General features: G+C 54.2%; 22 protein-coding genes. 6 read left to right on the top strand and 16 right to left on the bottom strand.

Annotated elements, in window-relative coordinates; all coding sequences use genetic code 11:
- Nucleotide 1: 1 nt before the first annotated feature.
- The 13 genes from ACF8D4_RS20880 to ACF8D4_RS20820 form a co-directional block, all read right to left on the bottom strand.
- Complete coding sequence (locus tag ACF8D4_RS20880; RefSeq protein ID WP_107005199.1) at nt 2-1,756, bottom strand: GspE/PulE family protein; 1,755 nt, start codon at nt 1,754-1,756, stop codon at nt 2-4.
- On the bottom strand, nt 1,753-3,108 hold the full coding sequence (locus ACF8D4_RS20875; RefSeq protein ID WP_345869511.1) for a tetratricopeptide repeat protein: 1,356 nt from the start codon (nt 3,106-3,108) through the stop codon (nt 1,753-1,755). Before ACF8D4_RS20875 ends, ACF8D4_RS20880 begins: the two co-directional genes overlap by 4 nt.
- Complete coding sequence (locus tag ACF8D4_RS20870; protein ID WP_167717167.1) at nt 3,105-4,016, bottom strand: ExeA family protein; 912 nt, start codon at nt 4,014-4,016, stop codon at nt 3,105-3,107. Before ACF8D4_RS20870 ends, ACF8D4_RS20875 begins: the two co-directional genes overlap by 4 nt.
- Before the next feature lie 8 nt (nt 4,017-4,024).
- On the bottom strand, nt 4,025-5,716 hold the full coding sequence (mshL, locus tag ACF8D4_RS20865; RefSeq protein ID WP_096141129.1) for a pilus (MSHA type) biogenesis protein MshL: 1,692 nt from the start codon (nt 5,714-5,716) through the stop codon (nt 4,025-4,027).
- Nucleotides 5,716-5,937 (bottom strand): general secretion pathway protein GspB, encoded by a 222-nt coding sequence (locus ACF8D4_RS20860; protein WP_208171572.1) that lies wholly within the window; start codon nt 5,935-5,937, stop codon nt 5,716-5,718. Before ACF8D4_RS20860 ends, mshL begins: the two co-directional genes overlap by 1 nt.
- An 88-nt stretch (nt 5,938-6,025) precedes the next feature.
- Nucleotides 6,026-6,685 (bottom strand): MSHA biogenesis protein MshJ, encoded by a 660-nt coding sequence (locus tag ACF8D4_RS20855; protein WP_317058750.1) that lies wholly within the window; start codon nt 6,683-6,685, stop codon nt 6,026-6,028.
- The gene (locus ACF8D4_RS20850) at nt 6,682-7,281 is read right to left on the bottom strand and encodes a PilN domain-containing protein (RefSeq protein WP_129979912.1); all 600 of its coding nucleotides are present in this window, start codon (nt 7,279-7,281) and stop codon (nt 6,682-6,684) included. The genes ACF8D4_RS20855 and ACF8D4_RS20850 overlap by 4 nt, the downstream gene beginning before the upstream one ends.
- Nucleotides 7,278-8,162: an MSHA biogenesis protein MshI gene (locus ACF8D4_RS20845; protein WP_144190980.1), complete on the bottom strand. Its 885-nt coding sequence runs from the start codon at nt 8,160-8,162 to the stop codon at nt 7,278-7,280. Before ACF8D4_RS20845 ends, ACF8D4_RS20850 begins: the two co-directional genes overlap by 4 nt.
- Nucleotides 8,163-8,382: 220 nt before the next feature.
- Nucleotides 8,383-10,296, bottom strand: coding sequence for an RNase E specificity factor CsrD (gene csrD / locus ACF8D4_RS20840; protein ID WP_071238653.1), 1,914 nt, complete (start codon nt 10,294-10,296; stop codon nt 8,383-8,385).
- A 191-nt stretch (nt 10,297-10,487) separates the two neighbouring features.
- Nucleotides 10,488-11,735, bottom strand: a complete 1,248-nt coding sequence (locus ACF8D4_RS20835) for a malic enzyme-like NAD(P)-binding protein (RefSeq protein WP_392465146.1) — start codon at nt 11,733-11,735, stop codon at nt 10,488-10,490.
- Between the two features lie 175 nt (nt 11,736-11,910).
- Nucleotides 11,911-12,690: a thermonuclease family protein gene (locus ACF8D4_RS20830; RefSeq protein ID WP_392465144.1), complete on the bottom strand. Its 780-nt coding sequence runs from the start codon at nt 12,688-12,690 to the stop codon at nt 11,911-11,913.
- 136 nt (nt 12,691-12,826) lie between these two features.
- Nucleotides 12,827-13,489 (bottom strand): SDR family NAD(P)-dependent oxidoreductase, encoded by a 663-nt coding sequence (locus tag ACF8D4_RS20825; protein WP_071238652.1) that lies wholly within the window; start codon nt 13,487-13,489, stop codon nt 12,827-12,829.
- Nucleotides 13,486-13,995, bottom strand: a complete 510-nt coding sequence (locus ACF8D4_RS20820; protein WP_392465142.1) for a hypothetical protein — start codon at nt 13,993-13,995, stop codon at nt 13,486-13,488. The genes ACF8D4_RS20825 and ACF8D4_RS20820 overlap by 4 nt, the downstream gene beginning before the upstream one ends.
- Nucleotides 13,996-14,211: 216 nt before the next feature.
- Between ACF8D4_RS20820 and ubiD the strand changes: the two genes are divergently transcribed.
- From ubiD to ACF8D4_RS20805, 3 genes are all read left to right on the top strand, one after another.
- On the top strand, nt 14,212-15,693 hold the full coding sequence (gene ubiD, locus ACF8D4_RS20815) for a 4-hydroxy-3-polyprenylbenzoate decarboxylase (protein ID WP_054744491.1): 1,482 nt from the start codon (nt 14,212-14,214) through the stop codon (nt 15,691-15,693).
- Between the two features lie 65 nt (nt 15,694-15,758).
- Nucleotides 15,759-16,457: an NAD(P)H-flavin reductase gene (gene fre / locus ACF8D4_RS20810; RefSeq protein ID WP_392465141.1), complete on the top strand. Its 699-nt coding sequence runs from the start codon at nt 15,759-15,761 to the stop codon at nt 16,455-16,457.
- Between the two features lie 156 nt (nt 16,458-16,613).
- Nucleotides 16,614-16,994: a gamma-butyrobetaine hydroxylase-like domain-containing protein gene (locus tag ACF8D4_RS20805; RefSeq protein ID WP_025011577.1), complete on the top strand. Its 381-nt coding sequence runs from the start codon at nt 16,614-16,616 to the stop codon at nt 16,992-16,994.
- A gap of 43 nt (nt 16,995-17,037) precedes the next feature.
- Here the strand turns inward: ACF8D4_RS20805 and ACF8D4_RS20800 are convergent, their stop codons facing one another.
- From ACF8D4_RS20800 to ACF8D4_RS20790, 3 genes are all read right to left on the bottom strand, one after another.
- Nucleotides 17,038-18,132, bottom strand: coding sequence for an MJ1255/VC2487 family glycosyltransferase (locus ACF8D4_RS20800; protein WP_144218127.1), 1,095 nt, complete (start codon nt 18,130-18,132; stop codon nt 17,038-17,040).
- Between the two features lie 9 nt (nt 18,133-18,141).
- Complete coding sequence (locus ACF8D4_RS20795) at nt 18,142-18,654, bottom strand: phosphatase PAP2 family protein (protein ID WP_025011575.1); 513 nt, start codon at nt 18,652-18,654, stop codon at nt 18,142-18,144.
- 121 nt (nt 18,655-18,775) lie between these two features.
- Nucleotides 18,776-19,018: a YgjV family protein gene (locus ACF8D4_RS20790; RefSeq protein ID WP_028781361.1), complete on the bottom strand. Its 243-nt coding sequence runs from the start codon at nt 19,016-19,018 to the stop codon at nt 18,776-18,778.
- A 334-nt stretch (nt 19,019-19,352) separates the two neighbouring features.
- Between ACF8D4_RS20790 and rraA the strand changes: the two genes are divergently transcribed.
- The 3 genes from rraA (at nt 19,353) to ubiE (ending at nt 21,995) form a co-directional block, all read left to right on the top strand.
- Nucleotides 19,353-19,838 (top strand): ribonuclease E activity regulator RraA, encoded by a 486-nt coding sequence (gene rraA, locus ACF8D4_RS20785; protein ID WP_025011574.1) that lies wholly within the window; start codon nt 19,353-19,355, stop codon nt 19,836-19,838.
- Between the two features lie 108 nt (nt 19,839-19,946).
- The gene (locus ACF8D4_RS20780) at nt 19,947-20,969 is read left to right on the top strand and encodes a formimidoylglutamase (protein ID WP_025888250.1); all 1,023 of its coding nucleotides are present in this window, start codon (nt 19,947-19,949) and stop codon (nt 20,967-20,969) included.
- A 270-nt stretch (nt 20,970-21,239) separates the two neighbouring features.
- On the top strand, nt 21,240-21,995 hold the full coding sequence (ubiE, locus tag ACF8D4_RS20775; protein ID WP_025011572.1) for a bifunctional demethylmenaquinone methyltransferase/2-methoxy-6-polyprenyl-1,4-benzoquinol methylase UbiE: 756 nt from the start codon (nt 21,240-21,242) through the stop codon (nt 21,993-21,995).

Raw genomic sequence — 21,995 nt, 5'->3', positions numbered from 1 at the left:
ATCAGACCTCATCCCGTTCCATCATCTCGGCCGCCAACGGCACTTGAGACTCGGAGACATCTTCCACCAGCTTGGCGACCTCTTCTATGGTCGTCAGGCCGCTGCGTAAATACTCCAGAGCCGATTCAGCCAGCGGGGTAAACTGCTCGCTGGCGTAAGCGGCACGGGCAAACTCATGGGGATTACCGCTGCGCATCGCCTCTATCATGGTTTCATCCAGTTCGAGGATCTCAAATACCCCAATCCGGCCACGATAGCCGGTGCCGGAACAGCTCTGACACCCTGTGCCCACTCTGAGCCTGGCATCGGAAAAGTCGCGCTTGCTGATACTCTGGAGCCAGACCCTGTCCTGCGGCGTGAGCTGATAATCGGTGGCGCAGTTCTTACACACCCGCCGCACCAGGCGCTGGGCTATGATGACCCTGAGGGCACTGGCCACCAAATAACTGGCCGCCCCCATATCAAGCAAACGCAGGGCACTGGTAATGGCATCATTGGTGTGCAGGGTCGAGAGCACGAAGTGACCTGTCAGGGCACCGCGCAAGCCGATTTCGACGGTTTCCTGATCCCGCATCTCCCCCACCATTATGATGTCGGGATCCTGGCGCAGGGTGGTGCGCAGTACATTGGAAAAATCCAGGCCTATCTTGTGATTGACCTGCACCTGGTTGATCCGCGGCAGTTGGTATTCCACCGGATCTTCCACGGTAATGATCTTACTCTCAGCCTTGTTCAGCTCACTGAGAATGCCGTAAAGAGTGGTTGTCTTACCCGAACCTGTAGGACCTGTGACCAACAACATGCCGTGGGGGCGTTTTATCTGCCGCCGTACCCGCTCGAGAATATGCGGCGGCATTCCGGTTTCATTCAGGGTCAAGAGCCCTGCCGATTGGTCCAACAGCCGCATCACCACAGACTCGCCGTGATAGATGGGCATGGTAGACATACGCACATCTATCTGATGGCCTTTGATTTCAATATGAAAACGGCCATCCTGGGGCAAACGTTTTTCCGAGATATCCAAGCCGGCCATCAGCTTGAGCCTGAGCACCAGCGCTGCGGCAATATTGACCTCTTTGAGCACGTTTTCCTGCAACAGACCATCCACCCGCTGGCGGATCCTGAGCGACTTGTCGCCGGGTTCAATGTGAATGTCCGAGGCGCGGATCTGTACTGCATCCTCGAAAATCGACTGCAACAGCTTAACCACTGTGGTTTCGTTGTCGCTGTCACCTTCGGTCAGACTGGCGAGATCAAACTGATCATCGGCGGCGTATTCTTCCTCCAGCTTGCCGGCCATCTGGGCAATGTGGCCGGTGCGACGATAGAGGTTGTCAAAAGCATCGAACAGCTGCTGTTCCTTGACCACCGCCAGTTTCAGGCGTCTTGGTGCCAATAGCACATCCAATTCATCCAGCGCCTGCAGATCGGCAGGATCGCTCATGGCCACCAGCACAGAATCCTTGTCGGCTTCAATCACCAGAGCCCGAAAACGCCGTGCCTGCACTTCGGACAAGAGGTTGACCACCTCGGTAGGAATGGGGCGTTTGCTGATATCGATAAAGGGAATATTCAACTGATGCGAGAGAAACTGCAGCAGCTGCTCCTCGCTGATAAAGTCCATGTCTATCAGGGTGCGCCCCAGCTTGCGGCCGGTTTGCTTTTGTTGTGACAGCGCGTTTTGCAGCTGCACCTCGCTGATAATCTGCTCCTGTACCAGGAGATCACCGAGGCGCATTTTCAACTTGGGTTTCACTGGCGGCCTCCTATCTGGGCGAGTCGGTTTTCTATGTAATCACGAGCATCCGAGGACAAGCCCTGGCGCTTGAGTGCTTCCTGGTAACTGGCCTTGGCAGCGTCATAATCACCACTCGCATCCTGGGCATAGGCCAGCCCCAACCACCAGCGTCCCTGGGAGGCATCCTGCCGGATCAGGCTAAGATAACTTTGTTGTACCAAGGGCCAATCCTTGAGGCTTTGGCCAATTTCCGCCTGCAGCAGCCATTTCTCGCGCCCAAGCTCGCTGCCATCGGCTATCTGTTGCAAACTGGCGAGCGCCAGAGGTAACTCGCTGCGAGCCTTCTGCACCCGGGCCAGCAACAACCAAAAGGTCGGTTGCTGCGGATAGCTTTCGGCGCCTTGACGCAGCAGTACTGCTGCCTTGTCCAATTCGCCGCGGCCATAAAACAGCGCCGCCAGCTCCTGGCGGGCGTTGTGATTGGCATCATTCAAACGCAAGGCTTCGGCATAGGCCGACATTGCCTTGTCCAACTGCCCCAGTTCCTTAGCCTGTTGTCCCTGTTGTAATTTCTTTTGCGACAGCTCTGCCGGGGTCAGAGATACCTGAGTCACACTCATTTTCGCCTGGCTTGGCTTGGCAACCCCTGATGTGGATTGGGTTATCCGGCCACTCTCATTGGGGCTGGGCTTCTGATCCAAGCCTGATTTTTCATTGCGACCAGGTCTTTCTATTTGCACTGACTGAGCCGGCTCTTGTCCAGCCTCCAGTCCGAGCGGCTCTTCCTTGGCTGCCAAACGTTCGGCAACTGCACTGGTTTCAAGGCTGTCATCGGCCCGGCTTGATTTTAAGTTGCCTGTTTCTGAGCCATACATTTCCGGGCTTTTTGTTTCAAAGTCGTTCGTTTCAGAGCTTTTTGTTTCAAAGGCTGAGCCTTGAGCATTCAAGCCCGTATCAGGAGCTTTGGATTGTTCACTTGGAGCCAGGCTCTTGCTGGGAAGTTGCAGCGCCGAGTTCTGCGCCTCAGGCTCCAAACTTAATCTATCGCTGCCATCGGCAGCGCTTGAGACTACTTTCGGCTGCGGCCGATTACGGCCCGTGGGTCCCGGCTCATACGGCACTGTCTGCGATGGCTCTGCTCGGTCACTACTTTGGTTTAGGGTTTGAGAAGCGCTTTGACTGCCACTTCCCAAATAACCGCCCAACCATAACCCCAACGCCAATAGAGAGATGCCAAGCAGCGTGCCACCGAGCAGCAACCACCAGGGATTGGCCGCCGCTTGACTGGCCTGCCCCACCGGCACATGAGCTAAGTTGTGGGGCTGCTGGCGTTTATCCAGGTCCTTGAGCATCTGATTGACCACACTCATAACCAGACTCCCTTCATGGCATAAACCCCGACCGAGGCGCCGACTGAAGTAAGGAGCAGTGCCAGAGTCGGCCAAAGCCAGCGCCAGTTCGAAGTACGGGAAGCATCTTCGGTATCCTTTATGGCGCCCTTGATATGCGCCGTTTTCACTTGCTGTTTGCCTTCACCGAAACAGAGCAGCAGCGCCTTGTGCGCCAAAATATTCACCAATCTGGGGATCCCTCTGGCAGCCACGGCGATACGTTTACTGTCTGCAGCGCTGAATAACGCCGGCCCCTGATAGCCGGCCACCGCCAATCTGTGGCGCAGATAGGCATAGACTTCATCCCGGGTCAGCGGCCGCAAGCGATAGCTGAAGGTGATCCTCTGGCGTAACTGTCGAAACTCTTGCTGCGCCAGGCGCGAATCCAGTTCGGGCTGGCCGAAGATCACCACCTGCAGCAACTTGCGGCTCTCGGTTTCCAGATTGGTCAACAGCCGCAAGGCTTCAAGACTCTCATCCGGCAAGGCCTGGGCTTCATCGAGCAACAAAACAATATTGAGCCCCTGGGCACTGAGCGCCAGCAGCTGCTGCTGGATAAGGCCACTGAGTTGCTGCTGATCTTTAATATCATTCACGGCAATCCCCAGCTCCTCGGCAATCGCCAGTCTGAGTTCTGCCGGGGTCAGATAAGGATTGGGCAACCAGGCGCAGCGAAACTGCTGCGGTAACTCGTTGAGCAGTTTGCGGCACAGCAATGTTTTGCCGGTTCCCACTTCGCCGGTGACCTTGATAAAACCTTCACCGGTTTGCAGCGCCACCTGCAGCACCTGCAAGGCCTCCACATGGGGAGCCAACCCCAGGAAAAATCCTGTATTTGGGGTCAGGGCAAAAGGCATGCTCTGGATGCCAAAATGCTGCAGATACATAGAAGCGGCTATTCCTGTGGATACCAGCGGTCAAGCAAGCTCTGAGAGCGTTGCAGTTCTTTTTGCCAGGTGCCATCAACTACCACGGTCGGCTTGAGCAAAATCACCAGCTCTGTCTTGCGCTTTAACTTGCTGCGATTGGTAAAGGCTTCACCGATAAAGGGTATATCGCCCAGCAGCGGCACCTTGGATACCACTTCGGTATTCTCGCTCTTCATCAGGCCGCCAATCACCACCACATCACCGGAAAGCGCCTTGATGACAGTGTCGGACTCACGGATTTCACTCTGGGCCAAGGGCAGATCCAACGAAGAGTCACTTATCTTGATGCTCTTTTTCTGCTCTTTCACATCTGTGACCGAAGGATGTACATGCAGCAAGACACTGCCGTCTTTGTCTATTTGGGGCGTCACATCCAGAGCGATTCCCGAGAAGAAGGGTGTCAGCTCCACCTCAGGCGATGTCACCGGTGTAGTGCTGGCCACTGTGGTAGAGGAGACATCCGTAACAAAGTATTCGTCACGGCCAACTTTGATCACCGCCTTCTGGTTGTTGGACGCTGTCACCCTGGGGCTGGAGAGCACATCGACATCGCCTTGGGTATCCAGCAGAGTGATCATGGCGGTGAAATCCGTGCCTTTGAGTGATAAAGAGGTCACCCCTCCTATGGCCTCAGTGATCTGATCGCCAAACGAGCCCTCGCTGGTGCCAAAATTAACCTTGGTGTTACCGTCGGCCAAAGCGCTGCCAAGCACATCCTGCCACTGGATCCCCTGCTGGTAACCATCGGAGAGGGTCACTTCGAGGATCTTGGCTTCCAGAATAACCTGCCGCTGCAAATGGCTCTCGGCGGTGGAGAGGAAACTGCGGATCTGCCGCAGCTCGTCCGGATTGGCTCTGACGGTAACCAAGCCAGCCTGGGGAGTGACCACTACAGAGCGGCCGTCGCCACTGCTGCCGAGAATCGATTCCAGGGTCTTTTGCAGCTCGCCCCAGAAATCTGTCTTGGTGCGGGAACTGATGAAAGTGCCGTTGGTGTTATTGCTGTTCTGGTCGTTGCCGTTGTTGTTACTACGGTTATTGCTGAAATTGCTGTTATTGCCGTTGTTCAGGCCATTATTGTTGAGGTTGTTATTGCTGTTGTTGTTATTGTTGTTGTCAGAGATCCTTCCCGAGCTGACCGAAGTCAGCGACAGACCGATACGCTCCATATAGAGGTAATTGACCGGGAAAGTCTCGGTTCTCAGGCCTGCCGGATAGACCCTCAGGATCCGTCCTTCCCGGCTGATTTCATAGCCGTAAATGTCCTGTACTACCTGCAAGGCTTCACTCAGGGTCACGCCCTTGAGCGATAAAGAGATATTGCCACTCACTTGCGGGTGCACAGCCACACTGAAGGGAGTGCCTTCCACCAGACTCGGGAAAAACACCCTGGCATCGACATCATTGGCCGAGACATCAAAACGCCGCTCGGTCTGCATAGGTGCGGCCAGCCCGGCCAGAAGACCATCGGCATTCAACTCTTGCTGCACACCGGGAGGCAAGCTGGCCGGAGGAGGCACTGCTGCCCTGGCATTTTGCTGCGCCATGGAATCGCGCAGCGCCTCTTTGGAGGCGGCTGGGTTGGGCCTATCCGTGGTTTGGCAGGCCGCCAGGCCCAGAGCCAGCAACGGCAGCATATAGGCGAGTCTGGTTTTCATTAATGTTTTTCCTTGCGCTCGGTAATCGCTTGAAACAGATAGAGTCGGCGACCATCGGCCAGTAAAACACTGTCCTGATCGATACGGCTTAACACCACCCCTTGAATCCTGTCTCCCTGGCGGTAAATTTGGTTATTAATCACGGCCCGCCTGCCCTGAGGTCCGCTGAGCAGGCTGCTCAGTATCAGGCCCTGCCCTCCTCCCTGCTCCTTGGCTGGCAAATTTACTCCCTGTGCCGGCATGGTAGGGTCCCGCAGGCTGGCTGCTGCCAGACCCTGGCTGCAGAGCATCGCCAATAAGATTAAGCACTTAGCTGGATGATGCCACACTGATAAAGTCCTCATTGATGCTGAGCGTGTATAACTCAAGTTGCACACTGGCCTTGGGATACTCAGACACCCGGTAATCCAGGCGCTTCCAATAGAGCTTGTCCGGCATGTTTTCCACCGCTTGCACAAACTTGAGCACGGCAAAATAGTCGCCTTCAAACTCCAGCACTATGCCGTGACTATAGAGATTCATCTGCTGCTCATCGTCCTTACCCACCACCAGCAAAGGTGTTGGGGCGACAGACTTGAAGCCGGTCAGCTGTATTCCTTGCACCCGTTCCAGCAAGGCGGTAAGCAATGATGGCATATAGCTGGCGGGCACCATGTCGACCATCTGGCGGTCCAGTTGTTGATCCAACGCGGCGATATCACGATTGACTTGCCCCAAGCGGGCCTTAAGCGGCGTATCAGGGTCTTCCGCTAGGCGTTGGCGATAGAGCTCCAGCTGTTGCTGACTGAGTTTGATGCTACTCTGGCCGGCATGCAGGCGTTGCAGATTGCTCTGGCGCTCCAGCCAGAAAGACTCCAGCGGCAGATACAGCAGAAACAGCAGCAATAACAGGCTGACTCCCGCCACCATGATCCTCTCTCTTTGACTCAAACCATCAAAGGCTTGGCCCAGACGCCGAAGGAAATTCATTTCTTCACCTCCCGGGCTTCACTGGTCAGGACGAAGGCCAGTGGCTGGCCTGGCTCCCGAGCCATGGTCATGGAAGCAAACGAGCGCCCTCTCAGACTCTCTGTTTGTTTGAGCTTGTCTATCCAGCGCGGCAGACTCTGCGGATATTGGCCGAAACCTTCAAACTCCAGCTTGTCTTCTTCAAGTTTGATGCGGCTCAGCCACACGCTGCCATCGGACACTTGGGCCAACTCCTGCAGCACAGGCGCAAAGCCCTTGGACGTCATGCGCTCCCGCTGCCCAAGCTCGGTCAACAATAAACCCTTGAGCTCTCGCTCCTGAGTACGACGCTCCAGCTCAATGACCAGCTCGGCACTAGGCTGACGCTTGGCCAATTCGGCTTCCAGTTGTTGTTTTTGGCTCTCCAAGGCCTGGCGCTGCGACTCGACCTCAAGCAACTGCCTGGACACTTGCGTTTGCTGCCACCATCCCAAGCCGATAAGTGAGAGTCCCAGTAACAAGAACACACCAGCAATAACCAGCAAACGAACAAAACTGAGCCTTAGCCTGGGAGGCAAGAGTGAAGACGAATAGAGATTGATCCGGGTCTTGCTCATTTGCTACCCCGCTCCAGTTCCAGATAGCTGAGCTCAGCCATTTTCATACCGACATCCATGCCATTGACCGGACGCACCTGCTGGTTAAAGTTACTGGACACAAGTTGCGCCAGGGCATCGGTTTGCCCCTGAACCATGATTTCAATCGAGGCTACCGGCGCTTGTCTGAGCTGGCTTTCAAAAAAGTCCATCGAGCGCTGGATCTCCAGGCTGAGGGTATCGGCAACGCCGAACCCCAAGGATTCGGCATCGGTCTGGTGCAGTTCGGCGAATCCGCGAATGCGCCGCTGCATGTAGAGTTCACCCTCGCGCACCACAGTGAGCAGTAACTCCTGCCCGGGAATTTGGCTGATCACCAGCCTGGCCATAGGGTCTTGGCCAAAGAGGTTAGTGGGCAGTAACTCTTCGATGCTGATCCCCACCAACTCCATACCGGCCTTGTCTATTCCCTGGGCCAAAGCAGATAGGCTGCTGCGGGAGCAAACCACCACATTGAGTTTGTCACTGCTTTTAATTGGTGATTCGAAGTAGTCCAGATGGATATCGGCCGGCGGCGTGCTGACCATGTCCTTGACCGCCCAAACCAGCGCTTGAGCCATCTCATCGGCTTCTACCTTGGGCCGGTCGGCGCTCAGGAGTTGATAATGACCAAAGCCCAACGCCAACTGCAGTTTCGAGGGGCCAAAGTCGGCATAGATAGCGGAAAACAGTGCATTCCAGTCATCTTTTTGCAGTGAATAGCTGTGGCAGAGTGCGCCTTGGCTGTCACTGCCGGGGCGAAAGACCCAGGCGTGATTGGCCGCGAGGAAGATGCCGGTAGCGACGCCGGATTCGGACGAGCCAAAGCTAAAAAGACGACTGATGAATGACTTGTTCGTCATAGGTAACCCTGAGTCCCTGTGAAAGTGGTTGGCCTGACCTCGGCCTTAAGGTTAACAACTTGCTGCAACCTTAAAAATTAAGTCAATATTTTGGCGTATCCATTCTAAACACTAATCACTTCATTTTATAGGCAAATATTCTCAAACTGAGAACTGCTCTAAAGATAGGCTCACCCATGCTGATAAACAAGTCAAACGAATACAAGGCTTGTACTCTAGCTCAGGCGCTGGCCGGCATAGGCTCGCTGAACCAGCTGCCCTGAGCGGCGCTGACGCCGAGTATTCTCAAAGTCTGCCACTCTTCGAACAGCTCCACGCCTTCGGCGCAAACCTGTACTTCGGTGCGGTAGAGTCCACCTATCAGGCTGCGAACAAACAGCTGATTTTCGGGCCGTAAATGGATCTGCCGCACTATGGATCTGTGCAGTTTAATCAGCTCGAACCCCGTGTCCTGAATATACTGGGTGCTGATCACCTGCTGCCCCACATGATCGACACACAGGCGCGCGCCCATTTTGCGGATCATTTGCAGCCTGGAGGCTATCTTCTCCTGATTGGGCGCCGCGATATCCTCACTGACCTCGAAGATCAACCTGCCGGTCAGATCCCGGTATTCCAGCAAGGTGGTACGCAGCCAACGGATAAAGGCGCGACTCATCAGCGAATCCAGGCTCAGGTTGATGCTGAAACAAACCTTCTTGTCCGGCTCACTCGGCAGCAACTCAAACAAGACTCTTTCCAGAGTCTGGCGCTCAATTTGCGGCATCAGCCCACATTTAACCGCCATAGGCAGAAACAGGGTCGCCCGCACCAGATTGCCCTCGGGATCTCTGGCCCGGGTGAACACCTCTCTATGGTGCAGTTTGCCGTCACAATCCATCACTGGCTGGGTATAAGCGAGAAAACGCTTGTTGACCAAGGCCATTTCCAGGAAGCTGCGCCAGCGCACCGAGCCCTTGGCAAACTCCTGATCCACCGCGCCCTTGTCATACATAAACCAGGTATTGATCCCCTGCAGCTGAGCCGCTCTCAGGGCCATTTCCGCCTCTTCCAGCAACTGTTGCTGACCATCGCCCACCTTGAAGTAAGCGCCGCCGAGATGATAGAAGTTGTCGGCGTTGTCCAGCTTGGGCAACACTTGGCTTTGGCAGACTTTCAGCAGCCGGATCGCCAGTTGATCGGCCTCCGCCAGGGAAATCTGGGTCACCACTATTGCAAACTGGTTATGGGAACGGCGGGCAAAGAAACTGTTGGGCTGAGACTGCAGTATCTGGCTGATGCCGTTGACGTTTTGTCTTAGCAGCTCCAGCGTCAGGCTGTCTCCCAGCTGTTGCTGCAGCAGATCCAGATCCTCCAGCTCCAACAGATAAAGCACCCCATGGGCTATCATGCCCTGTTCATTGCTCAGGGCATCGAGGCGGTTCTTGAGAAACAGGCGGTTACCTATGCGGGTGTCGGGATCCAGGAAAGTATTGCTGCGGATAAACTTGTCAAATCTGGCCCGCTCTTTCTGGGCATCGGCCAGCTCTTCCAGCAAGCGACTTAGGGCACGGTTAATCAATCTGGGTTTACCCTTGCCCGGCATCGCCAGCGCTTTTTCATGCTCACCCAAGAGGATTAAACGGCTGCGCTGTGCCAGCTCTTCAATCCCCTCCAGTTGCCGCGAATACCAGAGATAGCCGAAACGGACAAACGCCAGCACGGCACCCACGCCGACCAGAATGATCAAGACTTCGTACCAACCTGGTCTGTGCTGGGAAAACGGCTGCGGCAGTTCCAGCTCCATGCGGATACCCGGGTTGTTCTTCAGCGGTGACTGATAACGCACCAGGTTTTCTGTGCCTATATTTCCTTTATATTCAAACAATAACTTGTCGTAATGCCAGAGCTTAAAGCTGGCGGCGTTGTAGGCAATCAACATGGGAGGCAGCCAGGACTCCAGTTCCCAATTGCTGCTGGGTTGGTACTGGTTGCTCAGCATGGTTTCCAGCTCCGTGACCTTCTGTTGCTGGAACTTGTAGGTCAGCTGCAGGAAACTCATCATGGCACAGAGCAGAAACACAAATGCCACTGTCGTCAGCGACAAGAGCCAAAAACTGGTGAGTTTTTTTGTGAGAATTCGGGTGAGTTTCATCGAGGGCGATCCTGCCAGTCTTCTTATTCTTCTAAGTATTGAGCCGCCTCACTGCGGGAACTCAGTCTGTTGATTATTCAGCAGCCATACGCAAAAGGCAACCGACAAGCTGCACAGCACGGCAAATACCCCGTCTGCCTTGCAGAAACAACAAAGGGGCCAAACAAGGCCCCTTGGGAATAAAACTGCTATCAGACTTCCGGGTATTGCGGCAGTGTGTCTATCTGAGCAACCTGAGAGTCTATGGCTGCTTGCGCCACAGCCTTGGCGACTTTGGGCAACAATCTAGGATCCATAGGCTTGGGCAGCACATATTGCGGGCCGAAACTCAACTCGCTGACATTGGGGTAAGCCGCCAACACAGATGCTGGCACAGGCTCCTTGGCCAGTTCAGCAATGGCATAAACCGCGGCTATCTTCATCTCATCATTAATGCGGCTGGCACGCACATCCAAAGCGCCACGGAAAATGAATGGGAAACAGAGCACATTGTTGACCTGGTTGGGATAGTCGCTGCGACCGGTTCCCATGATCAAATCGCTACGTATCTCATGAGCCAGTTCAGGCTTGATCTCGGGATCCGGGTTGGAGCAAGCGAAGATCACCGGCTTCTCGGCCATCATAGCCACTTCCTCGGCGCCGAGAACATCAGGGCCAGACAGCCCCAGGAACACGTCGGCCCCCTTGATCACATCCTGCAGCGTGCGCTTGTCTGTGTTGTTGGCAAACAGCGCCTTGTACTCGTTGAGATCTTCACGACGGGTATGGATAACGCCCTTTCTATCCAGCATGTAGACATTTTCACGCTGGGCTCCACACTTGACCAGCATGCTCATACAGGCGATGGCCGCTGCGCCTGCGCCCATACAAACAAACACAGCCTCTTCCAGTTTCTTGCCCTGGATCTCGAGGGCATTGATCATCCCGGCGGCAGTAACGATTGCCGTACCGTGCTGGTCGTCGTGAAACACAGGAACCTGGCAGCGCTCGATCAGCTCACGCTCGATTTCAAAGCACTCAGGCGCCTTGATGTCTTCCAGGTTGATACCGCCAAAAGTGTCGGCAATCGCTTCGACTGTATGAATAAACTCTTCAGCTGTGCGGTGTTTTACTTCGATATCTGTGGCGTCGATATTAGCGAAGTGCTTGAATAGCAAAGCCTTTCCTTCCATTACCGGCTTGGATGGCAAGGTGCCTAGGTTACCCAGCCCCAGAATGGCGGTACCGTTGGAAATCACGGCAACCGTGTTGCCCTTGTTGGTATATCTGTACGCATTGGCAGGATTGGAAGCGATTTCACGTACCGGCTCTGCCACCCCCGGGCTGTACGCCAGCGCCAAATCCATACTGGTCTCGGCGGGCTTGGTCAGCGTCACTGCGGTTTTGCCTGGAACGGGGAACTCATGGTAATCGAGCGCTTTTTGACGGAAATCTGTCATTTTTAAATCCTGAAATGCGGAATGATATTAAGTAAAAACCGTACAAACACAGGTCTGGATCACCGCAGAACTTCCTCTACAGTGACTCAAATCACAAGGCGCTAAAGATACGCGAAAAGGCACTGTTTTAAAACAGTGAGATAGAAATTTTCCGCTTAAGTCAGGCATTTTGCTTCTAAGGGGGATTTTCTAAACTTATCTGTGATGGATGAGTGGCGATCATCTGCCATTTTTTGTAGGAAAAATACAACTTACCCCGCACTATAACGGCTCTTTTGAGCGAGTTCAGCGCTAAAAGGTTGCTAAAATTACCAGATCCGGCCTGAGGTATGCCGACATAGAAGTTATTATCCAGAATAAGCCACAAATACTGTCCCTTTCTTTCAAAATCTGTCACCACACCTCTGACCAGCCGATACTGATTTAAATCCTGCTGGCCGATAGCCGAAACCGCCTTGGGGGCATAGTCATCAAACACCCACAAACCTGTACTCTGAGTTCGTGCTTGCTGCTCCAGCTTGGCAAAGCATTCCCAAAACGGATGTTCCTCATAGACCCTGGCCATGGCAAAACCCTGTTGCAGCAGTTCCTGCTGCAACAATAAACCATCCGGAGTAAAGACATAGGCCAGAGTGCGACCATAGGGATCCAGCTTGGTTGGGCCAAACATCAGCGCCAGCTCGTCCCCCGTTTTGAGCTTAGAGGCGACAAAGGCCCTGGCCTCCAGACTGTAGCGCTGGGAGAGACTGGGATACTGATGATCTATCTCGGGGGCATTGACACCTATCAAGCGTATCAGGCGGCCATCTTTGAGTGTAAGGGTATCGCCATCATTGATATAGGCGAGTGTAACCTTTTCGCTGGCAGTATAGGGAATACACAGATTGCCGCTTGTGCTGGCCTGCGCCAATCCCAAAGACAGCAAACTGCCCAGCAGCAACAGACATATAATCATGCATGAATGACGCCCAAAGCCAGAGTCTGAGTTAGTACTGTGCCATTGAGATATCATGGCGCCTCCCTTGGCTGTAATTGCCTCTTGGCTGAGTGGAATCACGGTCAAAATCCTTTTTAACTCTTAACGTTGCCCCCTAGCCCCGGGTCAAGGTGATATCCGAAACATAACCGTGGGCACAACTTTGCAAGGCCTGACTGAGCATGGCTGCGGCTTCATCGGCAGTCATAAAGCTCGACGTATCCACCAATTTACCGCTGCTGGGCCAGAACCCGGTTGCCATTCCGCCGGGGTAGACAGCTATCAGTTTTATCTTGCTGCCCTTGAGTTCCAAGCGCAGGGACTCCAGCATGCCTCTGACGGCCCATTTTACCGCGCAGTAACTGCTCTCTCCGGCCTTGGGTTGCAGCGCCGCGGTAGACATGACAATCACCAGTGTCATGGACTCTTGCCGCCAACGGGCCAACATGGCTCTGAGCAGCAACAGAGTGGACAGCAGATTATTGTCGATAAGGGTCTTTATCTCGACCGGTGACTGAGTTTCCAGGTTACCGAAGCGGCCGCTGCCGGCACAGTGCAGCAGCATTTCGGGGGCCTCGCCCAAGGTATCGAGCAGAGCCTCAATCGCTTGCGGATTGGTTAAATCTGTGGCTTGGCAACTGACACCAGGCAACTCTGCCGCCAATTGTTGCAGCCTCTGTTCGCTGCGGCCGGTTAACAACAAGGACGCACCTTCAGCATGATAATGCCTCGCCAGCGCTGCCCCCAAGCCACTGCTGGCCCCGGTGATCAATTTCATTTGCTTTGTTCTCCGACTTCAGATGGGGACTGTGACAGAGGCCGATAGGTTTGGCTTTGCCAGTCAAATTGATAGGTTTTGCCCTGCCATTGATACAAGGTGCGATTACCCTGTTGTATCACCCTGGCATTGGCCGGTAGGCTGGCACGACTCCCTGTGTCGGCCAAGGTTTCGAAGTGAGTCGTTACTCGCTGCGGTGGCGCCACCACCACAGGCTCCGGCTTGGGTTGCCTGCGATATACATAGGGGCGCTGCCAGCGATCTCTGTACCAAGGGTCATCCCACTGCCAACGATTCCACGGGTCGTAGCGCCAGGGCGATAGCCAGGGATTGTTAACGCCCCAATACAGGCCCCAATGACTTCGTGAGCCATGGTTATGCCGGCGGTTGTCATCTCCTCTATGAATATCACCCTGATAGTGGCGCTCGGCATGGGAGTTATCCATGGCAGCAGCCACCAGTGGCAAACTCATCAGTATCAGACTCAGGAAAAATGCTCGTTTCATATAGCCTCCAGGCTTCAAGGCCCGCAGCTTTCATGCTACTACGGCTGGCGCCCGGATTCATCAGTGAATCGCAGGAGAAATAAAGATGACTCAGCGGGCATTCAGCCAAGGGTCGCCTGTTTGTCTCTGCTCCCCCATGCGACAGCAGTTAACCGCTGCCGGGATTAATGCTATAGTGCGCGCCATTAATGCATTCGGCAGCGAGGCTATTTCCACATGAGTTTTAAGGATTTACGCAGTTTTATCGATCACCTCGAGAGTCAGGGTGAGCTCAAGCGTATCAGCTATCCGGTTGATCCTTATCTTGAAATGACCGAAATAGCCGATCGGGTGCTGCGTGCCGGTGGCCCGGCCCTGCTGTTTGAAAATCCCAAGGGCAAACAGATGCCCGTGCTGGTGAATCTCTTCGGTACTCCGAAGCGGGTCGCCATGGCGCTGGGCAAGGATGATCCCATGGCACTGAGGGACGTGGGCGAACTGCTGGCGTTTCTCAAGGAGCCCGAGCCACCCAGGGGCTTCAAGGATGCCATTGCCAAGATCCCCATGTTCAAGCAAGCACTGAACATGCCGCCCAAGACAGTGCGTAACGCCCCTTGCCAGGAGGTGGTGTTGCAAGGCGATCAGGTCGACCTGACCGCCCTGCCCATTCAGCACTGCTGGCCCGGCGATGTTGCACCGCTGGTAACCTGGGGTTTGACCATCACCAAAGGGCCGAGACAGAAACGCCAGAATCTGGGGATCTACCGCCAGCAACTGCTGGGCAAAAACAAGCTGATCATGCGCTGGCTGTCACACAGAGGCGGGGCATTGGACTTTGCCGACTTCAAGCAGCAGCACCCAGGTGAAAAATATCCTGTGGTAGTGGCTCTGGGCAGCGACCCTGTCACTATTCTCGGCGCCGTCACTCCAGTGCCCGATGCCATGAGTGAATATGCTTTTGCCGGACTGCTGCGCGGTGAGCGCACCGAAGTGGTCAAGGCCTTGAGTTGCGATCTGGAAGTGCCTGCCACCAGTGAGATCATTCTCGAAGGTTATATCGATCCCGAAGAGATGGCGGTGGAAGGCCCCTACGGTGACCACACAGGTTATTACAATGAAACCGACAGCTTCCCTGTGTTTACCGTGACCCATATCAGTCACAGAAAAGACGCCATCTACCACAGCACCTACACGGGAAGACCACCGGATGAACCGGCCATGCTCGGGGTTGCCCTCAATGAGGTCTTCGTTCCTATCCTGCGCAAGCAGTATCCGGAAATCGTCGACTTTTACCTGCCACCGGAGGGTTGTTCCTACCGGATGGCGGTGATCTCCATCCGCAAACAATATCCCGGCCATGCCAAGCGGGTGATGATGGGGGCCTGGTCTTTCCTGCGTCAGTTTATGTATACCAAGTTTATTGTCATAGTTGACGAAGACGTGAATTGCCGCGACTGGCAGGACGTTATCTGGGCCATAACCACTCGGATGGATCCCAGCCGCGACACTGTGATGATAGACAACACACCCATTGACTATCTGGATTTCGCGTCACCCGTGGCGGGACTGGGATCCAAGATGGGCCTGGATGCCACCAATAAGTGGGAAGGTGAAACCAACCGCGAATGGGGCACCCCAATAGTGATGGACCAAGAGGTTAAGCAGCGAGTGGACGAGATTTGGGAGCAGTTGGGCATAGAAGACCAAGCTACCCTATAATCCGCAATAACTGCTTTAGCCATTATTAAAATAAGCCTTCAACAGAGAGGTAAAAAGGAAGTTCGATGAATAGCATCCGCTGTAAGATAGAGAAAGTTGCCCCATTCAATGACGCTGTGTACCAAGTATTGCTGCGCCCCGAAAAACCGCTGGAGTTCAAGGCCGGTCAATACCTGTGTGTGGTAATGGGTGAGAAAGACAAGCGTCCCTTCTCCATAGCTTCGGCTCCCGGCAGCGAACTCATAGAACTTCACATAGGCGCAGCCGTCAGCGAGAGCTATCCCATGCAAGTGGTCGAGCAGCTGAGAAACAACAGCCATATCGATATCGAAGCTCCGGGCGGCGAAGCCTTCCTCAGACACCAGAGTATCAGGCCCAGACTGCTGGTTGCCGGTGGTACAGGCTTCTCCTATATCAAGAGCCTGGTAGAGCAGCAAATCGCCCTGGGGCAAAAGGTTGAAACCCTGCTCTATTGGGGCTGCCGCAATCCTGAAGCCATGTACTACGAAGCCATCGCCAGAGAGTGGCATCAAGCGCACCCTTGGTTGCACTTCGTGCCGGTTGTAGAACAGGCCGAGGCCGACTGGCAAGGGAAACAGGCCAATCTGCTGGCGCAGATACGCTCGGACTTTGTCAGCCTGGTGGGCTATGACATCTATATTGCCGGTCGTTTCGACATGGTCGGTGCCGCGCGGGAGCTGTTCCGCGAGATGGGACTGGATGAAGCCCACCTCTACGGCGATGCCTTCGCCTTTATCAAATAACTGTCTTCATCATTATCCAATAATGGCCGCTGCCAGCGGCCGCTATTTTTTGCCACCATTAATGTGTGTCAGCTCTCATCCACCGGGGTGCACAGTCCCAGCGCTCTGACATAGAATAAACAGATACACAGAAACCCCGGACACAATGGAGTTCCCATGAGTCATCCTCAAGTCACATCACTGAAACTGAAGCGTAAATCCAAACTGCTCGAGATAGGCTTCGATGATGGCAGTCAGTATCAACTGAGCTGCGAGTTTCTGCGGGTTCACTCTCCATCGGCCGAAGTACACGGCCATGGCAACCCCAAGCTGGTGACTCACAAAAAAGAGGTCAACATCAGCGCCATTGAGCCGGTCGGCAATTATGCAGTGAAGCTGGTCTTCGACGACGGCCATGATACCGGCCTCTATTCCTGGCAGATACTGCACCAGCTCTGCACCCAACACACCGAACTCTGGGAACAATATCTGGCTAGGCTGCGTGCCGAAAAGGGCAGCCGTGAAGCCCTGATCAGCATGAATATCAAATATAACTGAGGAAGGTGCAAACAAATTCCACGAGGACTTATTCGTACCTTTGCTAGCGGATCAGCGAGCCCAAAGGCAGCCCGCTGAGCGCCTTGGCATCCTGCTTGGAAAACCAGGTGTCGGGTAATGTCACCTGCTGCCACAGCTCCCGGCACAGCGATTGGCTGTCCTGCCAATTGCCGGCCAACAGCCAAGGCACCAGCAGATCGCCCACATCCGGGTAGTTAATCGGCTCAGGGCTACCCCGTTTGAGCCAACGTTTCACCGTTTGCGGCTCCAGCGTCATCATGCTGTCGGCCGCTGCCAGCAGCTCCAGGGCGGCCACATTCGACAGCTGTTCAAACTGCCCAAGCAAGGGTTTAACCAAGAGCTTTTTACCCAAGGTCAGGGCTTCACTGGCCAGTTCAAATCCGGCATTGGCTATCACCCCACCGCAACTGGCGAGATCGGCCTTGAAGCCTTCACGATCAAAACCATGCCACAGAATATGCTCAGGTAAAGCAACTGGCGCCGCCTGGCTGTGATACACCATAAAACGGTAGTCATGGAAAGGGTGCAATAATTCGGCAATAGCTTGTGGGCTCTCAAACGGCAGATACACCAAAATATCGTGCGAATGTTCCACGGCGCAGCGGCTGACATCGACAAAGGGCGGCAATATCGGATAACCAAAGTGATGCCAGTGACACCCCAATGCCTGATCCACGGGAGCGAAGTTTTCCAGCAACCAGTCGTTGAACCAGGAGTTTCCTACTTTGGGCACAGGGTATTTGAGGGAAGCCTGATGACTAATGCCTATGCTGGGCACCCCCTGACGCCTGGCGGCCCAGGCCGAAACCGGCTCAAAGTCATTGAGCAAGAGATCATAGCCACTGAGATCCAACTCGCGAATGTCTCGCCAAAGCTCAATGGCGGAATTGTGCATCAGTGTCTTGGGGATGCTGACCCGTCCCTTTTGAGTCACAAAGGTCAGCCCGGCACAGACCCGGTAATCGCCGAAGGCCTGCATATCAAAAAACTGCTCCGGCTGGCGACCACTGAAGAAATAATCAACCTGAATATCGTGCTTTGCCAAGGCTTTGGCTACTACTCTGGCGCGACTCAAATGGCCATTCCCTGTGCCCTGAACGCCGTAAAGTATCCGCATTGATAGTCCTTATATCCAAACTACTGCTATGAGAGTGGCACTGCAGCCCAAAAGGGCACCGGCCAAGATATCGAGAGGGTAGTGAACACCGAGAAACACTCTGGAAACCCCAACCAGGCCAGCCCAGATAAATGCCGGCACTGCCAGCTGCGGGTAAATTTGCCATACCGCACTGGCAAACACGAAGGCACCCGCCGTATGGCCGGACGGCAGACTGAATTTGTCAGAGGGCTCAAAGCTGGCCCTGAAGCCCACCAGAACCTGATGACATGGGCGTTTACGGCGAATGGCATTTTTGAGTAACAGGTACAAAGGCAATTCCACGGCATACGCCAACAGCAACAAAGCGAAGAAGCGTTGTCCATCCTGCTCCAGCAACATAAGCAACGCCAGACACAGGTAAAGCGGACCATTACCCGATGCAGAAAACTTGAGGGCGCTGGCTTCCAGATCATGTTTGCGGCCAAATTGTGTCAGCGCGCGAAAGGTTCGAAGATCGAGTTCAGCAAGGTAGGTAAACATGGCTGAGGCTCCTTCTGTGGACAGTAAGGAGCCGGGTCAAGGGCTCCGTTCTGTGTAGCAGTAAAGAGCCTAGTCAAGGGGTGTGACGGACAGGTGACACCTGCCCTAAGCTTTTATGACATCAGGCAGTGACAGTAGCCCGGCCACGATAGATTTTGATCAAATGATAGATGTTGATACAAGCCACAAAGGCGTTCATCCCCGCTACCGGCCAGGCAGAAATAGCTGCACCGTAAATCACAAACAGGGTACAACCGGTAAAGTTGATCCAACGCAGCCAGATAATGTCCTTCATCATCAGTGAAATGGCCACCATGATGGAGGCAAAATAGCCAACGATTTCAACTGTGTTAAGAGCTTCCATAAGGCACCTCATTAAGGCCCTCTGCCGTCCATAAGCCTGACGGGGGATCCGTGCCCCTAAAGCAGGTTAAAGTTAAGTAAGTTTGAATGGTGCCAATGCTAACAAAAGTCACAACAGAGTTGTAATAAAAATACGTTATTTAATGAGCTGCATCAAAAAACGCTGCATATATAGACAGGAGTTACGAAATATTACCACGCAAATGTTAACGGAGAGAAAATCCAGCAATACCGTGATTGATAACACTTTTCTTTTCAAGAATCCCTTATATACTGGCACTTAGTGCGTTATCCCGCGGTCTTGTCAGACCCTGCGGTTCAACAGGAGTGTAAATATGGAATACAACACCTCAGAACTTTGTGACATGTACCTGGATGTTGTCGATGTCGTCGAGCCCATGTTCAGCAACTACGGTGGCTGTAGTTCATTTGGCGGCTCCATTAGCACCATCAAGTGTTTCGAAGACAACGGCCTCATTCTCGATGTATTGCAGGACGATGGCGAAGGAAAGGTTCTGCTGGTAGACGGTGGTGGTTCTCTGCGCCGGGCGCTGATCGATGCCTCGATTGCCGAGGTTGCGGTCAACAACAACTGGGAAGGCATTATCGTTTACGGTAGCGTGCGCGATGTCGATGCCCTCGAAGAGCTGGATATAGGTATCCAGGCTTTGGCCTCCATTCCTGTTGGTGCCGATGGCAATGCCATTGGTGAAGTGGACATTCCGGTGAACTTCGGTGGCGTCACCTTCCTGCCTGGCGATCATATCTATGCCGATAACACTGGGGTGATTCTTTCTCCCGAGCCTTTGGATATCGACTGATAACGACCTCTGCACAAAAGCCGGCCTCTGCCGGCTTTTTTGTTGCCTTTTGCTCAGCCTCGGCCAGAATAGAGGCTATTCTTGCCCCGTCAGAGAAAGGGATATTCTATGGAACTGCCGCTCTCCCCCATCACGCAAGCCAAGCTGGCTCAATCTTTCAGCCCCAGAGAAGGTGAAACCCGTCTGGGTCAGAAAGTGCGCCTGCTGCCAGGCGCGGCAAGCTATATGGATGCGCTGACCCAGGCCAAAGCCGCAGGCGCCCGTTTTGCCATTATCGGAATCAAGGAGGACCTTGGGCCCAGGGCTAATCTAGGGCAAGGCGGTGCCAACCAGGCCTTTGCCGCCATGTTGCCGGCGCTGCTTAATCTGCAGTCCAACCGCTTTTTAAGTGGTGAAGAATGCCTGCTGCTGGGGGAAATCACCCCGGTTGCCAATGCTGCCAATGATTGTCAGCAACTCAGACAAGAGGTGGAGTCTCTGGATCAGCAGGTCATCGAAGCCCTGACTCCGGTTTTTGCCGCCGGGCTTGAGCCCATTGTCATCGGCGGTGGCCACAACAACGCCTTTGGCTTACTCAGCGCCGCCCGGGCGGCATTATCCAAGCCGCTGGCGGCGGTCAATCTGGATCCTCATTCAGACTTCAGGTTGCGTGAAGGCCGCCACAGTGGCAATGGTTTCAGTTATGCCGCGGCCAACGGCGCCCTGGGGCATTATCACGTGCTCGGGCTGCATGAACTGAAAAACAGTGAAGCCAATCTGGAACAACTTACGGCATTTGGAGGCAGTTGGCACAGCCTGCAGCAGATTTGGGTACGTCGCGAGCTGAGTTTAGAACAGGCACTGAGCGACATTGCCCGCCAGCTGCGTCATACAGGTCTACCGGTCGCCATAGAGCTGGATCTGGATGCCATAACCCAGATGCCATCCAGTGCCTCAACCGTTGCCGGTATTCCGTTGTTGGATGCGGCACATTACGTCAGCCATATGGCGCGCCACACCCCAAGTGTTTATCTGCATCTGGCCGAAGGCGCCCCGGCATGCCACGACGCAGGTTTAGCCGCCGGCTACAAGGCCGTCGGTCAGTGCCTTGCCGAACTGATTTACGCCTATCTACAGGCCAAACAGGTCTGAACACTGCCACACTCTTTTCGCTTTAGCACCGCCAAGCTTGCCCGTGCTCAAATAGGCAGGACGGCTCAGCTAGGTTCAGCCGCAATAGGGAATACTATGGCGGCTGGGGCTATTCACCCCCGGCGGATATTGTGGTCTAATGCGCAGTCTGGCCTGGGGGCCAACAGCATTTTTTACTGCGGCGATCACAGCTTGGCCGCGCAAAGATTCAGCAAGCTGTACCAATAGCTTACACTCGCTGCACTACGAGCTAGTCATAGGAATACACTGATGTCTGAAGACTCACCAAAGAGTACACATTTCGGGTATAAAACTGTCGAAGCCGATAAGAAGGCCGACCTGGTAGCCGGAGTCTTCCATTCCGTTGCCACTAAATACGACATCATGAACGATGTTGCTTCTTTTGGTATCCATAGATTCTGGAAACGCTTCACCATTGAGTGCGCCGGTGCCCGTCCGGGAATGAAGGTGTTGGATCTGGCCGGTGGTACCGGTGATTTGACCGCCAAGTTCTCTCACCTGGTGGGTGACAAGGGTCAGGTTATCCTGGCGGATATCAATGATTCCATGCTCAAAGTCGGTCGCAGCAAGCTGCGCGACAAGGGCATAGTGGGCAACGTCAGTTATGTACAGGCCAACGCCGAAGCACTGCCCTTCCCGGACAATCACTTCGATATCATCACCATCGCCTTTGGCCTGCGTAATGTGACCGACAAAGACGCGGCGCTGCGCTCCATGCAACGTGTGCTCAAGCCAGGCGGTAAGTTGTTGGTATTGGAGTTTTCCAAGCCACAGCATGAGATCATGCGTAAGGCCTACGATCTGTATTCATTCAAGATCCTGCCAAAGATGGGTCAGCTGGTTGCCAAAGATGCCGACAGCTACGAATACCTGGCCGAGTCCATCCGTATGCACCCGGATCAGGAAACCCTGAAACAGATGATGCAAGATGCCGGCCTGGAGCAGGTGGATTACATCAATATGACCGACGGCGTAGTGGCTCTGCACCGAGGCTATAAGTTCTGA

Origin of the sequence: Shewanella sp. YQ_9, from assembly GCF_043103185.1 — a bacterium.
GTDB classification, from domain to species: Bacteria; Pseudomonadota; Gammaproteobacteria; order Enterobacterales; family Shewanellaceae; genus Shewanella; species Shewanella algae.
Note: the sequence above shows the minus strand (reverse complement) of the source record. Positions and strands in the feature narration are given on the sequence as shown.